Annotated in this window: 17 protein-coding genes and 1 tRNA gene; 6 read left to right on the top strand and 12 right to left on the bottom strand. The window is 66.2% G+C overall.

Annotated elements, in window-relative coordinates; translation table 11 throughout:
* Window positions 1-684 carry a serine O-acetyltransferase gene (gene cysE / locus VGG53_RS19045; RefSeq protein WP_331519643.1) on the top strand — a complete coding sequence of 228 codons (684 nt, stop codon included), beginning with the start codon at window positions 1-3 and terminating at the stop codon, window positions 682-684.
* On the opposite strand, the gene VGG53_RS19040 is transcribed toward cysE, so the two are convergent.
* The 4 genes from VGG53_RS19040 to mtnA all read right to left on the bottom strand — a co-directional run bounded on the left by VGG53_RS19040 (window position 677) and on the right by mtnA (window position 5,040).
* Entirely contained in the window at window positions 677-2,056 is a 1,380-nt protein-coding gene (locus tag VGG53_RS19040; protein ID WP_331519642.1) for an MBL fold metallo-hydrolase, read from the bottom strand. The two genes, cysE and VGG53_RS19040, sit on opposite strands and share 8 nt — an antisense overlap.
* A 115-nt stretch (window positions 2,057-2,171) precedes the next feature.
* Window positions 2,172-2,861, bottom strand: coding sequence for an acireductone synthase (mtnC, locus tag VGG53_RS19035; RefSeq protein ID WP_331519641.1), 690 nt, complete (start codon window positions 2,859-2,861; stop codon window positions 2,172-2,174).
* On the bottom strand, window positions 2,858-3,433 hold the full coding sequence (locus VGG53_RS19030; protein ID WP_331519640.1) for a 1,2-dihydroxy-3-keto-5-methylthiopentene dioxygenase: 576 nt from the start codon (window positions 3,431-3,433) through the stop codon (window positions 2,858-2,860). The genes mtnC and VGG53_RS19030 overlap by 4 nt, the downstream gene beginning before the upstream one ends.
* Complete coding sequence (mtnA, locus tag VGG53_RS19025; RefSeq protein ID WP_331519639.1) at window positions 3,430-5,040, bottom strand: S-methyl-5-thioribose-1-phosphate isomerase; 1,611 nt, start codon at window positions 5,038-5,040, stop codon at window positions 3,430-3,432. Before mtnA ends, VGG53_RS19030 begins: the two co-directional genes overlap by 4 nt.
* An 82-nt stretch (window positions 5,041-5,122) precedes the next feature.
* On the opposite strand from mtnA, the gene VGG53_RS19020 reads away from it, so the two are divergent.
* The gene (locus tag VGG53_RS19020) at window positions 5,123-5,509 is read left to right on the top strand and encodes a DUF732 domain-containing protein (protein ID WP_331519638.1); all 387 of its coding nucleotides are present in this window, start codon (window positions 5,123-5,125) and stop codon (window positions 5,507-5,509) included.
* 8 nt (window positions 5,510-5,517) lie between these two features.
* Here VGG53_RS19020 and VGG53_RS19015 read toward each other — a convergent pair.
* A tRNA-Asn gene (locus tag VGG53_RS19015) sits at window positions 5,518-5,590 on the bottom strand.
* 157 nt (window positions 5,591-5,747) lie between these two features.
* Between VGG53_RS19015 and VGG53_RS19010 the strand changes: the two genes are divergently transcribed.
* Window positions 5,748-5,996 (top strand): hypothetical protein, encoded by a 249-nt coding sequence (locus VGG53_RS19010; RefSeq protein WP_331519686.1) that lies wholly within the window; start codon window positions 5,748-5,750, stop codon window positions 5,994-5,996.
* A gap of 10 nt (window positions 5,997-6,006) precedes the next feature.
* Here the strand turns inward: VGG53_RS19010 and dnaG are convergent, their stop codons facing one another.
* From dnaG to VGG53_RS18995, 3 genes are read right to left on the bottom strand one after another with little or no spacing between them, the layout of a single operon-like run.
* Window positions 6,007-7,920, bottom strand: a complete 1,914-nt coding sequence (dnaG, locus tag VGG53_RS19005) for a DNA primase (protein ID WP_331519637.1) — start codon at window positions 7,918-7,920, stop codon at window positions 6,007-6,009.
* A 54-nt stretch (window positions 7,921-7,974) separates the two neighbouring features.
* Window positions 7,975-8,529 (bottom strand): superoxide dismutase family protein, encoded by a 555-nt coding sequence (locus tag VGG53_RS19000; protein WP_414689001.1) that lies wholly within the window; start codon window positions 8,527-8,529, stop codon window positions 7,975-7,977.
* A gap of 21 nt (window positions 8,530-8,550) precedes the next feature.
* Window positions 8,551-9,804 carry a deoxyguanosinetriphosphate triphosphohydrolase gene (locus VGG53_RS18995; RefSeq protein WP_331519636.1) on the bottom strand — a complete coding sequence of 418 codons (1,254 nt, stop codon included), beginning with the start codon at window positions 9,802-9,804 and terminating at the stop codon, window positions 8,551-8,553.
* 90 nt (window positions 9,805-9,894) lie between these two features.
* Here VGG53_RS18995 and VGG53_RS18990 point away from each other — a divergent pair, with 90 nt between their 5' ends.
* Entirely contained in the window at window positions 9,895-11,874 is a 1,980-nt protein-coding gene (locus VGG53_RS18990; RefSeq protein ID WP_331519635.1) for a TPM domain-containing protein, read from the top strand.
* A 144-nt stretch (window positions 11,875-12,018) separates the two neighbouring features.
* Here the strand turns inward: VGG53_RS18990 and VGG53_RS18985 are convergent, their stop codons facing one another.
* Window positions 12,019-13,449 carry a glycine--tRNA ligase gene (locus VGG53_RS18985; protein ID WP_331519684.1) on the bottom strand — a complete coding sequence of 477 codons (1,431 nt, stop codon included), beginning with the start codon at window positions 13,447-13,449 and terminating at the stop codon, window positions 12,019-12,021.
* A gap of 68 nt (window positions 13,450-13,517) precedes the next feature.
* Between VGG53_RS18985 and VGG53_RS18980 the strand changes: the two genes are divergently transcribed.
* Both VGG53_RS18980 and VGG53_RS18975 read left to right on the top strand, forming a co-directional pair.
* Complete coding sequence (locus tag VGG53_RS18980) at window positions 13,518-13,895, top strand: metalloregulator ArsR/SmtB family transcription factor (RefSeq protein WP_331519634.1); 378 nt, start codon at window positions 13,518-13,520, stop codon at window positions 13,893-13,895.
* A 49-nt stretch (window positions 13,896-13,944) separates the two neighbouring features.
* Window positions 13,945-14,355, top strand: coding sequence for a Fur family transcriptional regulator (locus VGG53_RS18975; RefSeq protein WP_331519633.1), 411 nt, complete (start codon window positions 13,945-13,947; stop codon window positions 14,353-14,355).
* Window positions 14,356-14,362: 7 nt separating this feature from the next.
* Here the strand turns inward: VGG53_RS18975 and VGG53_RS18970 are convergent, their stop codons facing one another.
* The 3 genes from VGG53_RS18970 to recO are packed head-to-tail and all read right to left on the bottom strand — an operon-like array spanning window position 14,363 to window position 16,492.
* On the bottom strand, window positions 14,363-14,779 hold the full coding sequence (locus tag VGG53_RS18970) for a hypothetical protein (RefSeq protein WP_331519632.1): 417 nt from the start codon (window positions 14,777-14,779) through the stop codon (window positions 14,363-14,365).
* The gene (locus VGG53_RS18965) at window positions 14,779-15,693 is read right to left on the bottom strand and encodes a decaprenyl diphosphate synthase (RefSeq protein WP_331519631.1); all 915 of its coding nucleotides are present in this window, start codon (window positions 15,691-15,693) and stop codon (window positions 14,779-14,781) included. Before VGG53_RS18965 ends, VGG53_RS18970 begins: the two co-directional genes overlap by 1 nt.
* Complete coding sequence (recO, locus tag VGG53_RS18960) at window positions 15,653-16,492, bottom strand: DNA repair protein RecO (protein WP_331519630.1); 840 nt, start codon at window positions 16,490-16,492, stop codon at window positions 15,653-15,655. Before recO ends, VGG53_RS18965 begins: the two co-directional genes overlap by 41 nt.
* Window positions 16,493-16,536 lie beyond the last annotated feature (44 nt).

Raw genomic sequence — 16,536 nt, 5'->3', positions numbered from 1 at the left:
ATGCTCGCAGCGTTCCGGGACGACATACGGGCGGCGAAGGAACGCGATCCGGCCGCCCCCAGCACGCTGCAGGTCGTCTTCGCCTATCCCGGGGTGCACGCCATCTGGGGCCACCGGGTCAGCCATTGGCTGTGGGGACGCGGCGCCAAGGTGTCCGCCCGCACTATCGGGGAGATCACCCGCATTCTGACCGGCGTCGATATCCATCCGGGAGCCATCCTGGGCACCGGCTTGTTCATCGACCACGCAACCGGTGTGGTGATCGGGGAAACTGCGGAAGTGGGCGACGACGTCACGATCTATCACGGCGTCACCCTCGGCGGTAGCGGCAACGACACCGGAAAACGTCATCCGACCATCGGCGACCGGGTGACCATCGGCGCCGGAGCCAAAGTGCTCGGCGCGATCAAGATCGGCGACGACAGCCGGATTGGTGCGAACGCCGTCGTGGTCAAAGAAGTACCGTCCAGCGCCGTGGTCGTCGGCGTGCCCGGACAGGCCATCAGCCGCGCCAAGCCGAATGGCGGTGACGACTCGATGATGCCCGACCTGGTGGGCGTCAGCCTGCAGTCCCTACTCACCAGAGTGGCCAGGCTCGAATCCCAGGGCGACACACCGCACACCGGCCGCGTCATCCGGCCGCCCGAAGCCGGCGTGTGGCATGGCGAAGACTTCTCTATCTGATCGGCATTCCGGCGTCCTGCCACGCACCGAATCCACCGACCAGGTCGCCGACGTTCTCGAAGCCCGCGGCCCGCAGCACGCCGGCGGCCACCAGTGAGCGGTACCCGCTGGCGCAATACGTGACCACCGGCGCTGAGCGATCGAGGCTTTCGAACGAATCGGTGAGCGTCGGCAGCGGGATCTCCTGAGCCTCCGGAACGATGCCGTCCTCCGTCTCCCCCGGGTTGCGCACGTCCACCACCTGCAGAGCGGGTTCGAGGTTCAGCAGTTCGGCGAGCTGCTCGGGGGTGAAGCGTGCAGCGGTCTCGACCATATGCGGGGATCGTGCGAAAACACCTGCCAAGTCGTCCAATTGGCCGATGACGCGGTCAAGCCCCACGCGGGCCAGTCGGGTCTTGGATTCCTGCGCGAGCTCTCTGGCGCCGACAAGGATGATGTCGCGGTCGGGCGGAAATACCTGACCGGCGTTTTCCGCGAATCTTCCCTGCAGGCCGACGTTGACGGCACCGCGCAGGTGACCGCGGGCGTACTCGGCCTGCTCTCGGGTATCCAGCAGGATCGCCCCCACCGCCGCGTGCCGCCACACTCCCTCGATTCCCAGTAAGGACGGCGCGTTGCCGTCGAGCAGCGGGCGCTGCTCGCGATTGCGCACCGAGTTGAACGCGAAGTAGCGCGGTTGCGGTGACTGACCCTCGGTGATCGCGCCAACAAATGCGTCGACGTCGGGAAGTTGTAGCGCATAGTTGTCGCGGCGCTGGTCGCCGATCGTCGAACTGGTATCGCTGGATATCTGCTTGCCACACGCCGATCCGGCGCCGTGGGCAGGAAATACCCGAGTGGCATCGGGCAGCTTCAACAGTTTGTCGTGCAACGACTCGTAGAGCGATCGCGCCAATGAGTCCGCTGACAGGCCGCCGCCGGATAGCAGATCAGGACGCCCGACGTCCCCGACGAACAGCGTGTCGCCGGTGAGCACGCCGTAGGGCACCTCGTCGCCAGGGTGCTCATACACGACGATGCATATCGACTCGGGCGTGTGACCCGGTGTCGCGAGAATCTCTAAAGTGACTTCTCCCAACGAGATTCGCTGACCGTCTGGCAAAGACTCAACCGGGAACTCGAGTTCGGCGTCTTGGCTGTAGCAGATCTGCGCGCCGGTCGCGGCCGCCAACTCCAGATGCCCGGTCAGGAAGTCGGCGTGAATGTGCGTTTCGATGACCCGGTCGATCTGCAGTCCATTTTCGGCAGCTTCGGCCAGATAGGCGTCGATATCGCGGCGGGGGTCGACGACCACGGCTTTGCCGGTGCTCTCATCCCCGATCAGGTACGACCCCTGTGACAAGCAGTCCAGGTAGTGCTGCGTGAAGATCATCGAGTTCCGCTCCCAACACCTGTTGACAGTTGCCTAGAAGGAGTTTCCCGGCGGCGGCGTTTCCCGGCAATTTGAAATCACCGTGAGTTCAAGACGTGCCTGGTGGCAGGCGCGGTCACCGACCTGGCAGGTCGACTTCGTCGAACGAGGTGATCCATCGATGCGGCGGACGCGGGGAATTCGGTTCACCGGGCCGGTGGATTCCCAGCACCGACCAGCCGGCCGCGGCGGCTGCGTCAAGTTCATCGGGATGGTCGGACAGGAAGAGGATTCGATCCGATGCCACGCCGATCGTCCGGGCAATCATTGCATACGAGGAGCTTTCACGCTTGCCGCCCGCATTGGCCAGATCGAACCAGCCGCTGATCAGCGACGCCAGTTCGTCTCCGCGAGCATAGCCGAACCAATCCTGTTGATTGCGAACCGAACCCGATGAGTAGACATGCAGCCCGATACCCGCGTCATGCCAGGCCGCCAGCGCCGCCGGGACGTCGTCGAAGAATTCGCCGTGCAATACGCCGGCGCGAAAGCCCGCTGCGCAGATCAGGCCTTGTACGGTTTTCAACGGTCCGGCTTTGACGTCGGAATCCAGCCATTGACGGAGGATTTCCGCTACCTCGGCAGTCGCGGCGCCCGGCCGCCCAGCCAGTTCGCGCGTTTCGGCGATCACCGAATCCGCGGCTCCGCCGATGTTGTCAGCCAGCCACTGTCCTAGCTGTCCGCGGGTGTAGCCGTAGAGCCCGTCGCGTACCGAACTGGTCGGGCTGGTGGTGCCTTCGATGTCGATGACGACCGCTGCGATCACGTCGCAACGAGCTGATCGAGCGTCGGAAAGCTTGCTCCGATCGCATCGCCGGTGAAGTGGCCGATCCAGCCGTCCTCTTGCTCGAAAAACCGGATCGCCGCGAAGTCGGGTTCTGAGCCCATGTCGAACCAGTGCCGGGTGCCCGCCGGCACCGTCATCAGGTCGCCGCTTTCGCAGACCACCGCGAAGACTTCCGGTTCGAGATGTAGATAGAAGCAGGCGCGGCCCGCGATGAAGAAGCGCACTTCGTCTTCGGCGTGGTGATGTTCGGCAAGGAATTTCGAGCGCGCCGCGGCCGCCGTCGCGTGCCAGCCGGGGTCAGTGCGGTCGGGTTGTACCGCGGCCACGTCGATATGCCGGTAGCGGTCGTCGAAGTTGATCACCGCAACCTGGTCGGCGTGCTCGGCCAATATGCGTTCCAGCGGCTGGCTCGCGTTGAGGTCCGTCGCAATCGGCAAGCGGTCGAAAACGATGTCCCGCGTGAGCAGTTCGGCGCCGATCAGGCTGACGTCGTCGGTGCGCAGCCGTACCTGAGCGGCATTGTCGTCGGCCATCACCTGTAGCAGTGTCATTCGACCCCTATCTCGCGACGCCCGGTCAGCGTCACCAGCTCGCAGATGGCTTCCAGGCATTCGACCCGATCGCGGGCCTGCGTGAGATCGGCGCCCCACGCGGTGATTCCGTGGCCGGCGATGAACAGTACCGGCGGAGCTTCGGGATGCTCTCTCAGGTGCTGTTCGATGTCGTCGCCGATGCGTGCGACGTCGGCGTGATTGGTGAAGACCGGGACGCTGATGGTCTGCGTCGTACCCAGGCCTTTGATCAGCTCGTAGCCGCTGAACGTCAAAGTCTTTGATGCACCGACCGTTTGGGCGGTCGCGTGCGGTGCATGGACGTGCACCACGGCATCGGCGTCGGTGGCCCGGTAGATCGCGGTGTGAATGGCCGTCTCTGCCGACGGCCGGCGGCTGCCCGACACCGGTTGTGAGTCGGCGACAGTCACCGTCACCATGTCGTCGGCGGTGAGTTCGCCCTTGGACAGCCCACTGCCGGTGATCGTCGCCGTCTGCCCGGTACGTACCGAGATGTTGCCTGCCGTACCGGGCATCCAGCCGCGCGCGTATAGGCTTCGGGAGATTTCGCAAATACGCTGTCCCACAGCGTTATTCGGCTCGCCAACGGGACCGTTTTCGGTAACCACAGCGGTGATCAGGTCCGGGGGTGTGACATCGAACGCGGGATTGAAAACGTCGGTACGGTGCGGTGCGGTGGCAATGCCGCCGACATGGGTGATTTCGGCCGCCGCCCGCTCCTCGACGACGATCTCGGCTCCCGTCGCCGTCGCGATGTCACGTGTCGATTCCGGTGCGACGACGATGAATGGGATGCCGTGCCGGTGCGCAGCCACTGCCAACGCGTAAGTGCCGATCTTGTTCGCGACCGAACCATCGGCGGCGATGCGGTCTGCGCCGACCATCACGCAGTCGACCTGTCCGGTGGCCATCGCCCAGGCCGCCGCGGAGTCGATCGTCAGCCGATGCGCGATACCGGCCTCGGCCAGCTCCCACGCGGTCAGCCGGGCTCCCTGCAACAGCGGTCGTGTCTCGTCGACCAGTACCTCGGCGACCTTGCCGCGGTCGTGCAACACCCGCACCGCGCCCAGTGCGGTGCCGTAAGCAGTGGTGGCCAGCCGGCCGGTGTTGCAGTGCGTGAGCACCCGCAACGGCCGATCGGGACACAGCCGCAGCACCAGGTCGGCGGCATGGGCGGCGCAGATCCGATTGACTAGGGCGTCCTCGGCCAGCATCTGCCGCGCCTCGGCGAGCACCGCATCCGGCCCCGCCGGCAGCGTGGCCAGCGCTCGCCGTACACCCCAGGCCAGATTCACTGCGGTGGGCCGGGCCGACGCGATCCGCGCCGCTTCCGACGTTGTCGTGTCGGCATCGCCGGGATGGGTGTAGGCCGCCAGCGCCACCCCGAAGGCGCCGGCCACGCCGAGTGCGGGCGCTCCGCGGATGGCCAGGGCCTTGATCGCGTCGATGACCTCGTCGACCGTGGTGATCCGCAGCCAGCGCAGCTCCCCCGGCAACAGGCGCTGGTCAATGGCCAGCAACGCGCCGTCGGCCCAGGTGATTGAGCTTTCCGCGACCGGCTCAGATCGCGACTCCACTGTTGTCACAGACTCCATCCAACCCCCACTCCGATCCCGCGGCCAGGATTGTCGACAGGACAACCGCGCCGATCTGGCAGACAATGAGGTGATGCGACTGCCTCTTGTGCTTGCCACCGTCGCCACCATGGTCGGGCTGGCCGTGCCGGCCCAGGCCGACCCGCCCCCGCCGAGCGTGCCTGACAATCCGGCTGCGGACGCGACCTTCCTCGACTCACTCAACAACGCGGGCATGACGTACAACAACGGGTCGAGCGCCATCGCGGCCGGCCGGATGGCCTGCGACATGATGAACGCGGGTACCTCCGAACAGGACGTGATCAGCAAGTTGAGCCTGCTCAACCCGGGATTGAATTCCGGCGGCGCGATGAAATTCGCTGCACTGGCATCGAGCGCCTACTGCCCGGACTACTTGAACAAGTCGAGCACGCCGACCAAAAGTTCTTCGCCGTTCCCGGGTTTAGGTCCGAGTCGCTAGAGGGCTTGCTCCCCCGGGTGGACTCGAACCACCAACCCTTCGGTTAACAGCCGAATGCTCTGCCAATTGAGCTACAGGGGACTGCCTGGTGTCCGCGTGCACATCGGCGCGGATCGCTGGATGACTCTAGCGTACCGGCGTGCGCACGCCCAACCAGATTGAGGGCCCGCCGGCGGGCACCACCCCGCGAGTATGGGGCAGGATGGGCGCAGAAGCGCCAATCTCGGGAGGGACCGTTTTGATCCGATACGTCGTCGTGCTGGGACTGGGCTATGTGTTGGGCACGAAGGCGGGACGGCGCCGTTACGAGCAGATCGTCGGCACCTACCGCGCCCTGACCAGCAGCCCCGCCGCTAAGTCGCTGATCGAAGCGGGACGGCGCAAGGTCGCCAATCGCGTCTCGCCGGACGCGCGGATGGTGACGCTGTCCGAGATCGACGACGCGATCAGCGTGGTCGAGCCGCAGCGGCCGCAAACCGCACGCTGACGCGGCACCGTCAGGCGGTGAGGCCGTCGCCGCTGGCCTGCTCCAGCAGGCTGCGTCGATAGGCCTCCATCGCGACCAGATCGCCGAACAGCGCGTGGTACTCGTCGCCCTGCTCCACCGGCGACATCCGCTGCAATTTGGACTTGACCTCCGCGATCTGCCTGCCGACCCAGACCTCCTGCAGACGTGCCAAGACGCCGGAGATGTAGCGCGGCAGCTTCTCGTCGTCGTCGACCCGGATCGCCTCGACGCCAAGCTCGGTGACCAACCCGGCCGCAGCCGGCGACGGCGCCTTTTGCCGCACCGTGTCAAGCCATTCCGCCCCGCCGACACCGGTTGCGGCGCCGCCGGCCGCTTCGATCGACATGCACACCGCGGCGTAACCGGGATGGGTGAAGCTCTCGACGGTGAGCGCGTCGAACACCGGCCCGGCCAACGCCGGGTATTGCAGCGCCGACTTGAGCGCCTCGCGTTGCGGCCACAGCGTCGGGTCCTTGGGATCGGGGCGAGGCGCGGCCAGCGTCCGCGCTCCGGCCTCAGCCTGCGTGCTGACGGGACGACGTGATTTGTCGCGCCCTTGCGCCGTGGGGTGTTTCGCTTCTTCGCGCACCCGGCCGATGACTTGTGCGACGTCTGACCAGCCGACCCAGCCGGCCAGTTGTCGCGCATACTCGTCACGCAGGGTCGGGTCCTTGATCTGGGCGACGATCGGCACGCAACGGCGTAACGCGGACACCCGGCCCTCCGCGTTTTCCAAATCGATGTCGTTCAGTGTCGTACGAATAGCGAACTCGAACAACGGACTTCGTCGTGCCACCAGATCGCGCAGTGCGCCGTCACCGGACGCCAGCCGCAGATCACACGGGTCCATGCCGTCGGCCGCGACCGCGACGAACGACTGGCCGGCCAATTGCTGCTCGCCGGAGAACGCCTTGAGCGCGGCTGCCCGACCCGCCTCGTCGCCGTCGAACACGTAGATGAGCTCGCCGCGAAAGAAGTTGTCATCCATCATGAGTCGGCGCAGCATCGCCAGGTGTTCGTCGCCGAACGCGGTGCCGCAGGATGCCACCGCCGTCGCCACCCCGGCCAGGTGCATCGCCATCACGTCGGTGTAGCCCTCGACGACGACGGCCTGATGTCCCTTGGCGATCTCACGCTTGGCCAGATCGATACCGAACAGCACCGAAGACTTCTTGTACAGCAACGTCTCTGGCGTGTTGACGTACTTGGCTTCCATCGGATCGTCGTCGAACAGCCGTCGCGCCCCGAACCCGATCACCTCGCCGGCCGAGGACCGGATCGGCCACAGCAGCCTGCGGTGGAATCGATCCATCGGGCCACGACGGCCCTCCCGCGACAGGCCCGCAGCCTCGAGCTCTTTGAACTCAAACCCCTTGCGCAGCAGGTGCTTGGTCAGCGAATCCCAGCCCGACGGCGCAAAGCCGCAGCCGAAGTGGCGCGCGGCGTCACCGTCGAAGTTCCGCTCGGTCAAGTACTTTCGCGCAGGCTGGGCCTCCGGCGATTCCAGCGCCGCCGCATAGAACGCCAGCGCCTCGGCGTTGGCGGCGATCAGCCGGCTGCGACTCCCCCGGTCGCGCTGCACGTTGGTCGCCGCGGCTCCGGTGTAGCTGATCGTGTGCCCGATCCGGTCGGCCAACAGTTCGACGGCCTCCACGAAGCTGACGTGTTCGATCTTCTGGACGAAGGCATACACGTCGCCGCCTTCGCCGCAGCCGAAGCAGTGAAAGTGGCCGTGGTTGGGTCGCACATGGAACGACGGCGACTTCTCGTCGTGAAACGGGCACAGGCCCTTCATCGAATCCGCGCCCGCCCTGCGCAGTTGGACGTAGTCGCCGACGACGTCCTCGATGCGGACTCTTTCGCGGATGGCCGCGATATCGCGATCGGAGATACGGCCGGCCATCGGCCTAGTGTAGAGCCGCCCCCCGGCGACGATGCCCGAAGCGACCCGCCGGGATCAGCCGGTGCCGATCACGCCGCACGCGAATCGCTTCTCGGCGTCGGGACTGTGCTCAGCGCCATGCAACAACAGCGCTGTTTTGCTGCCGGCCAGCAGATCGTCCCTGGTGAACGCGTCGGTGGTGGTCACCAGGTAGGCGGCACCGTCCTGGCGCACCTCCAGCGACGTGAGATCCCCGCTCATCGGCTCGCCCGTGTGCCCGGGCGCCTGGTAATGCATGCCGGCCGACAGGAAGTCGCCGGGGGCACCGCCCATCATCGGGTCGACCGAGTTCGGCTCGCACTTGCCGACACCGTGGATGTGCATTTTGTGAAATCCCGGCGTCAGGATGTGCTCCGCGGTGGTCTTCACGGTGACGGTGGCATAGCCGTTGGCGAATTCGAAAGTGGCGGTCGCCACCGACCGACCATCGGCCGTGTGCAATTCAGTGCTCAGAGTTTGCGCGCCCGCCGCGGCACTGGTCGAGCTCGCGGTGGACGACGGCTGGTGAGAGCTGCACGCGCTGAGTGCGGCAATGGACATTGTGGCGATGACGAGCGAGGACTTGACCATGTCCACGACCCTAACCGTGGCTCAGGCCTGAGCGGTCTCGATACGTTCCACCCGTCCCTCGGTGTAGGAGGCGATCTGGTCGACGATCACCCGTAGCCGCCCGCCGTCGTCAGCGGCGGCGTTGAAGGCGGGGACGAAAACCGGGTCCAGGGTGTTGGGGGCCCCGGCCAGCAACCCGTCCGCCACCCGATGGATGCGTTCCCGTTGTCGGGCCTGGATTTCCAGGTGTCGCGGGTCGGACATGATGAACTGCAATGCCAGCGTCTTGAGCAGGGCAACCTCGGCACGTACCACCTCGGGCACGGACAGGTAGGCCTGGTAGCGGGCGAGCGGATCAGGTCCGGCGACCGCGCGAGTGGCCGCAATCGCCGCCGAAGCGAACCGGCCGACCAGCTCACTGGTCATCCGCTTGAGCGACACTGCGGCCGACAGCGTGGCATCGTATTTTCCGACCGCGGCGACCACCGGCAGCCCCGACAGCCGATGTGCGGCCGCGGCCAGGTCGTCGGCGCGGACTCCGGCGAAATCACGCTCGCCGAGCATGGCAAGCGCGGCGGCTTCGTGTTCGTCGGCGAGCACACGAAGGTCGATCCGTCCGGACACGACACCGTCCTCCACGTCGTGCACCGAATAGGCGACGTCGTCGGCCCAGTCCATCACTTGGGCCTCCAGGCAGGGCCGGTTTGCCGGAGCCCGGTCGCGCACCCAGGCGGCGGCCGCGCGGTCGACGTCGTAGAAGCCGAACTTGCGTTGATCCCGGCGTCGCTCCCAGGGATACTTGGTGACCGCATCCAGCCCCGCCCGGGTCAAATTCAGGCCGACGCTATGGCCTTGCTGGTCAAGGACTTTGGGCTCCAGGATGGTCAAGATCCGGAAGTTCTGCGCGTTTCCCTCAAAGCCACCGTGCGCCGCCGCGACCTCGTTGAGGGCCTGTTCGCCGTTGTGGCCGTAAGGCGGGTGGCCGATGTCGTGGGCCAACCCGGCCATGTCGACGAGGTCGGGATCGCAGCCCAATCCGATCGCCATGCCCCGCCCGATCTGGGCGACCTCCAGCGAATGGGTCAGCCGGGTACGCGGAGTGTCCCCTTCCCGCGGCCCGACGACTTGAGTCTTGTCCGCGAGCCGACGCAGCGCGGCGCAATGCAGAACCCTGGCACGATCCCGGGCGAAGTCGGTGCGGCGCTGAGCATCGCTGCCCGGCAATCCCGCAGTCTTCGGCGCCTCGGCCACCACCCGCTGGCGGTCGAAGTCGTCGTAGGGGCCGTGCTGGGTCATCGACGCACAGTCTGCCAGTAGCGAGCACCGGCGCCGCGCAACAGCCGGCAACCATGGGACCCGGCTCGCTGCGAGGCTAGATTGGCGAACATGACCACCCTCCGCTCGGTCGCCGTGTTCATGGTGATGCTGATTACTGCACTCATGGCAGCACCATCGGCCACGGCTCAGCCGCCGTTCCGGCTCGCCGGCTATCTCACCGACAACGCCGGGGCGTTGAATGGCTCAGCCCGCTCGGCTGTTCAGTCGGCCGCCGGCAAGCTGTACTCCGATCGCCACATCCAGCTGTGGGTGGTCTTCGTCACCGACTTCTCCGGACAACCGGCGGTGAGCTGGACGGAGAACACCCAAGCCGCAAGCGATCTGGGCGATTTCGACGCGATACTCGCCGTGGCGACCGTCGATCGTTCCTATGCGTTCCGGGTTCCGCGCCGAGTGCAGACGATCAGCGCCAGTCAGGTCGACGATTTGCGGCGCAACCAGATTGAACCCGCGCTGCGCCGCGGCGACTGGGCCGGCGCCGCGATCGCGGCGGCCAACGGGCTCGACCGGGGCCCGCAGCCACCAAGCAGCGCGCCGCTGCTGATCGGTCTGGGCGTGATCCTGGTCGCGGTGGTGGCCTTGTATGTGTTCACCCGTTATCGGCGCCGTCGCAGGCGTGCCGCCGAACTGGCCGCGGCGAAACGGGTCGACGCCACCGACCCGGATGCGTTGGCAGGGTTGTCGTTGGGTGCCCTCGACGACCTGTCGCGGTGGAAAGTCGTCGACGTCGACAACGCCGTGCGCACCAGCGCCAACGAGCTCGCGCTGACGATCGAGGAGTTCGGCGAACAGCGAACCGCGCCGTTCACCCGCGCGGTGGACAACGCCAAAGCAGCTCTGGCTCAAGCGTTCACAGTGCGTCAGCAACTCGATGATGCGATCCCCGAAACCCGGGCACAGCGGCGCGAGCTGCTGACCGAGGTCATCGTCGCCGCATCGCGGGCCGATCGAGAACTGGAGTCGCAGCGGGACGGATTCGAAGAGATGCGCGACCTGGTGGTCAACGCGCCGGCGCGCCTGGACGCCCTGACTCAACAGGTCGTCGAGCTGACCGCACGCATCGATCCCGCTGAAGAACGAATGACCGAGTTGCATAGCGAATTCGACTCTGCCGCACTGGCTTCGGTGGCCACCAACGTGGCGACTGCCAAAGACCGGCTGGCCTTCGCAGACCAGAACCTCAGCCGGGCCCGCGACCTGTCGGCCAGGCCGGTCAGCGGCGAGCAGAGCGGTCTCGTCGACGCCGTACATGCCGCGGAATCATCGCTGGGACAAGCCCGCTCGCTGCTTGACGCAGTCGACACCGCCGCCACCGACATCCGGCACGCGGTCGCCACACTGCCGACCCTGATTGCCGACATCCAGTCCGGCATCGAGCATGCCGACACCGCGGTGCAGAGCGCGCAACGAGCCAAGGCGCCGCATCTGCGCGATCTGGCCAGTGCCCGCCGCACGGCGGCCACGGCGCTCGACACCGCCCGCAGCACCGGTTCATCCGATCCACTCGGCTCGTTCACCGGATTGGCCAAGGCCAACGCCGACTTGAATCGGCTGCTGGCCACCGTCGCCGAGGAGCAGGCAGCCGCCGAGCGGCTCAACCGGACGTTGGAGCAGTCATTGTTCACCGCGCAGTCCCGCGTGCACGCCGTGTCCGAATACATCGACAACCGTCGCGGCAGCGTCGGACCCGAGGCGCGTACCCGACTGGCGGAGGCGAGTCGGCAAATCCAAGCGGCGCAGGACAAGAAGACCAGCGACCTGAACGAAGCGATCACCCATGCCAACCGCGCCGCATCGCTGGCCGCGCAGGCCCAGTCGCTGGCCGAGGCCGACGTCCAGTCCGCTCAGCGCGCGTACACGGCGCGCTACGGCAACGGCGACCACACCGGCGCAATGATGGGTGGAATCATCATCGGCGACATGCTCGGTGGCGCCATGCGAGGCGGATTCGGCGGCGGCTGGGGCCCGACGTCGTTCGGCGGCTCGGGCTCCGATGGCGGCTTCATGGGCGGCGGTGGCCGGTTCTAGAAGCAACGAGTTCTGCATAAAATGGTGGACGCGACAGCTCACCACGCCCTAGTGAGCCGTCGCGTCGACGGTCACCATGATATTGATCGTGTGACCAATAGTGTTGGAAATCGCGAAAATTTTTTCCATCGGTCGCTGCACGCTTTAGCAGCCCCGCAGCCGCGAGGCCAGATAGTCGGACACCGCATCGATGCCCACCCGCTCCTGCGTCATGGCGTCCCGAGCACGGACCGTCACGGCGTGGTCGTCGAGCGAGTCGAAATCCACCGTCACGCAATACGGTGTGCCGATCTCGTCCTGACGTCGGTAACGCCGCCCGATCGCACCGGCGTCATCGAACTCGACGTTCCAGTACTTGCGCAACTCGGCGGCCAGATCGCGTGCCTTGGGGCTCAGGTCGGCATGCCGCGACAGCGGCAGCACCGCCGCTTTCACCGGCGCCAGCCGCGGGTCGAGTCGTAACACGGTCCGTTTGTCCACGCCGCCTTTGGCGTTGGGCGCTTCGTCCTCGTGGTAGGCGTCGACCAAGAACGCCATGAACGAGCGGGTCAGCCCCGCCGCCGGTTCGATCACATAGGGCGTGTAGCGGGTGTCGTTGACTTGGTCGTAGAAAGACAGGTCGACTCCGGAATGCTTTGCATGCGTGGATAAGTCGAAGTCGGTACGGTTGGCGACCCCCTCGAGTTCACCCCACGGGTTGCCCGAGAAACCGAACTTGTACTCGATGTCGACAGTGCGGTCGGAGTAATGCGAAAGCTTGTCTTTGGGGTGCTCGAAGAGCCGTAGGTTTTCGGGGTTGATGCCGAGCTCCACATACCAGGCCAGCCGGGTGTCGATCCAGTACTGGTGCCACTCGCGTGCGGTCGCCGGCTCGACGAAGAACTCCATCTCCATCTGCTCGAACTCGCGGGTGCGGAAGATGAAGTTGCCCGGCGTGATCTCGTTGCGGAAGCTCTTGCCGATCTGACCGATACCGAACGGTGGCTTTCGGCGAGCGGTCGTCACCACATTGGCGAAGTTGACGAAGATGCCCTGCGCGGTCTCGGGCCGCAGATAGTGCAGACCCTCCTCCGTCTCGATCGGGCCGAGATATGTCTTGAGCATCATGTTGAATTCGCGCGGCTCGGTCCACTGGCCTTTGGTGCCGCAGTCGGGGCAGACGATCTCGCTCATCGGCACTGAATCTGGCTCGACGGCCGCCTCGCCTTTGCCCTTCTTGAGTGCGTAGGCCTCCTGCATGTGGTCCTGACGATGCCGGTGGTGACAGTTCAGGCACTCCACCAGCGGGTCGTGGAAAACCTCGACATGCCCGGAGGCGACCCACACCTCGCGCGGCAAGATGATCGAGGAGTCCAGGCCGACCACGTCGTCGCGGCCGGTGACCACCGTGCGCCACCACTGCCGTTTGATGTTCTCCTTGAGCTCCACGCCCAGCGGCCCGTAGTCCCACGCCGACTTGGTGCCGCCGTAGATTTCGCCGGCGGGATAGACCAGGCCACGTCGTTTGGCGAGGTTGACGACGGTGTCGATGACGGACGCCACGAGGTGATGACTCCTATGCTTCGAGCGGACAATCCGTCATCGTAACGATCGACCCGGCGTTCTTTGACATGCGTGATCATGCATGTGACAGTGGGAGCAGTATGTCTCTCTTACCTTCAACCACAGCCGGCGGCGACGAACTGGTGAGCGAACACCAGCACAGCGACTCTGCCGAGCTGCCCTCGCCGCCGCCGCGGGAGATTCTCGACGCCGCCGGTGAGCTGTTGCGCGCGCTGGCAGCCCCGGTGCGGATCGCTATCGTGCTGCAGCTACACGTGTCCCAGCGCTGCGTGCATGAGCTGGTCGATGCGCTGGGCGTCCCGCAGCCGCTGGTCAGCCAGCACTTGAAGATCCTCAAAGCCGCGGGCGTGGTTGCCGGGGAACGGTCTGGACGCGAAGTCCTTTACCGGCTGGCCGACCACCATTTGGCGCATATCGTGGTCGACGCCGTCGCCCATGCCGGCGAGGACAAGCCGTGAGCCGCGCCAGCGACGATGCAGAGCGCAGCGATGCTGAGGAGCGGCGCCGATGAGCGCGGCCGCCGACGAAACCAAGGCGGGCGTGCGCTCCACCCGGCAGCGCGCGGCGGTCGCGAGCCTGCTGGACACCCTCGACGATTTCCGCTCCGCTCAGGAGCTGCACGACGAGTTGCGGCGGCGCGGCGAGAACATCGGACTGACCACCGTTTACCGGACACTGCAGTCGATGGCCACAGCGGGCATGCTCGACACCCTGCGCAACGACACCGGCGAATCGGTGTACCGGCGCTGCTCCGAACACCATCACCACCACTTGGTGTGCCGCAGTTGTGGGTCGACGGTCGAGGTCGGTGACCATGAGGTCGAGGCATGGGCGGCCGAAGTGGCGACCAAACACGGGTTCTCCGATGTCAGCCACACCATCGAGATCTACGGCACCTGCTCGGACTGTCGCCGCTGACGCGGCGCTATGCCGTTACTGCGCGCCGGATCTCGGCGCCCTTGCCGAGCACCATCAGGGCCAGCGTGCGCAGCGCCTCGTCGCTGAGGCCATTGCCCGGAAAGTTGTAGCGCAACACCACATCTGCGGCCTTCCCGGAATTGCGTTTTGCCGGCCCGTCACCGGGCTTCTCCACCAGCGCCACCGACCCCAGCAGGGTCGCCCGCGACTGCTCGGCCACGGTGTCACGAACCTTCTTGGTCAGCACGAGATCCCACGCGACCATCTGTGTCAGCGACACCAGGTCGAGGTCGTCGGTGACGGTGACCACCCGTAACGACGCGATCGTGCCGTCGTGATGCACGGTCAGCGCTCCGTCGGATTCCTCCTCGACGTGCAGCACCTCGGAAAGCACTGAGAGCAAACGCTCCTGCAGGGAAGGCATCATGCCGTCCCGAACCGTCGATGTCGCAATGCATACTCCTCGCAGGCCGCCCACAGGTTGCGGCGGTCGTAGTCGGGCCAGAGCGTGTCCTGGAAGATGTACTCGGCGTAGGCCGCTTGCCAGAGCATGAAGTTACTCGTCCGCTGCTCACCCGAAGTTCGCAGCAACAGGTCCACGTCGGGGATGTCCGGCCGGTTCAGATGCCGCGCGACGGTCGTCTCGGTCACCCGCTCGGGGTTCAGCTTGCCCGCCGCAGCCTCACGCGCGATATCCCTTGCCGCTTCGGCAATCTCAGTACGACCACCGTAGTTGACGCAATAGTTCACCGTGATCACGTCGTTGCTCTGCGTCATGTCCTCTGCGACCGCCAACTCGTTGATCACGCTGCGCCACAGGCGTGGACGCGAGCCCACCCACCGGATCTTCACGCCCATCTCGTTGAGGCTGACTCGACGGCGGCGGACCACGTCGCGGTTGAACCCCATCAGGAACCGGACTTCGTCGGCGGACCGCTTCCAGTTCTCGGTGGAGAACGCATAGAGGCTCAACCACTTGATTCCGACTTCTATTGCGCCGCAGACGATATCGACGACGACCGCCTCGCCCATCTTGTGGCCTTCGACGCGGGGCAGACCGCGCTGGGTGGCCCAGCGGCCGTTGCCGTCCATCACGATGGCGACGTGATCGGGCAACTGGTCCGCCGCAATCCGCGGGGCGGCCGCCTTGGAGATGTGTTGGGGTGGCCGGCGGGGCCCGCCATCGGGCGACGGCGGCAACGCCGGAAAAACCACCGGCCACGTCGAGGTGTCCGGGAAGACCGGATAGTCCTCGGGCGCCGGGGCGAGCTGCGGAAAATCGGGCTTCCGCTTGCGCTCAGCCCTGCGCTCTGAGCGGCTCACCCGGCTCGTCCCCATCAGCCACATCCTGCCTGACCAGAGCTATGCGACGGTCGAGGAGGCTCTGATCGACCACATCGACACGTCGCATCCGCTCGACCAACGGCAAGGTTCGCAGCTGGCGCTCCAGATGCCATTGCAGGTGAGCGGCCACCAATCCGCTGGCGTGGCTGCGGGCCGATTGCGGTGCGTTTTCCGCGGCCTCCCAATCGCCGTCGCGCAGCGCTGACATCAGATCCAGCACACCCAGCGGTGGCGTCGTCGCACCGGCGGGGCGGCAGTACCCGCAGACGGTGCCGCCCGCGGCGACGTGAAATGCCCGGTGCGGACCCGGCGTGGCGCAGCGGGCACATTCGGTCAGCGCCGGGGCCCACCCGGCGATGCTCATCGCGCGCAGCAGATACGCGTCGAGCACCAGTTCGCGGGGCCGGCTACCGTCGGCCACCGCGCGCAGCGCACCGACGGTGAGTCGATGCAATTCCGGGGCGGGTGCCCGCTCCTCGCCGGCGAGGCGCTCGGCCGTTTCCAGCATCGCGCACGCGCTGGTGTAGCGGCCGTAGTCGCTGACGATGTCGGTGGCGAACGCGTCAAGCGAGACAACCTGCGTGACGATGTCCAGATTGCGGCCCGGATGCAGCTGTACATCGATATGCGCGAACGGCTCCAGACGCGCGCCGAACTTGCTGCGGGTGCGGCGCACACCCTTGGCCACCGCGCGGACCAGTCCGTGGTCGCGGGTGAGCATGGTGATGATCCGGTCGGCTTCGCCGAGCTTGTGCTGGCGCAGCACCACCGCCCGGTCCCGGTACAGCCGCATAGATATCAGTTTGTCACCACGTTGCGACGGCACCTCGCGCACGC

It is taken from the genome of Mycobacterium sp. (assembly GCF_036490025.1).
Taxonomy (GTDB): domain Bacteria; phylum Actinomycetota; class Actinomycetes; order Mycobacteriales; family Mycobacteriaceae; genus Mycobacterium.
This window is presented reverse-complemented; position numbering and strand designations above follow the sequence as displayed.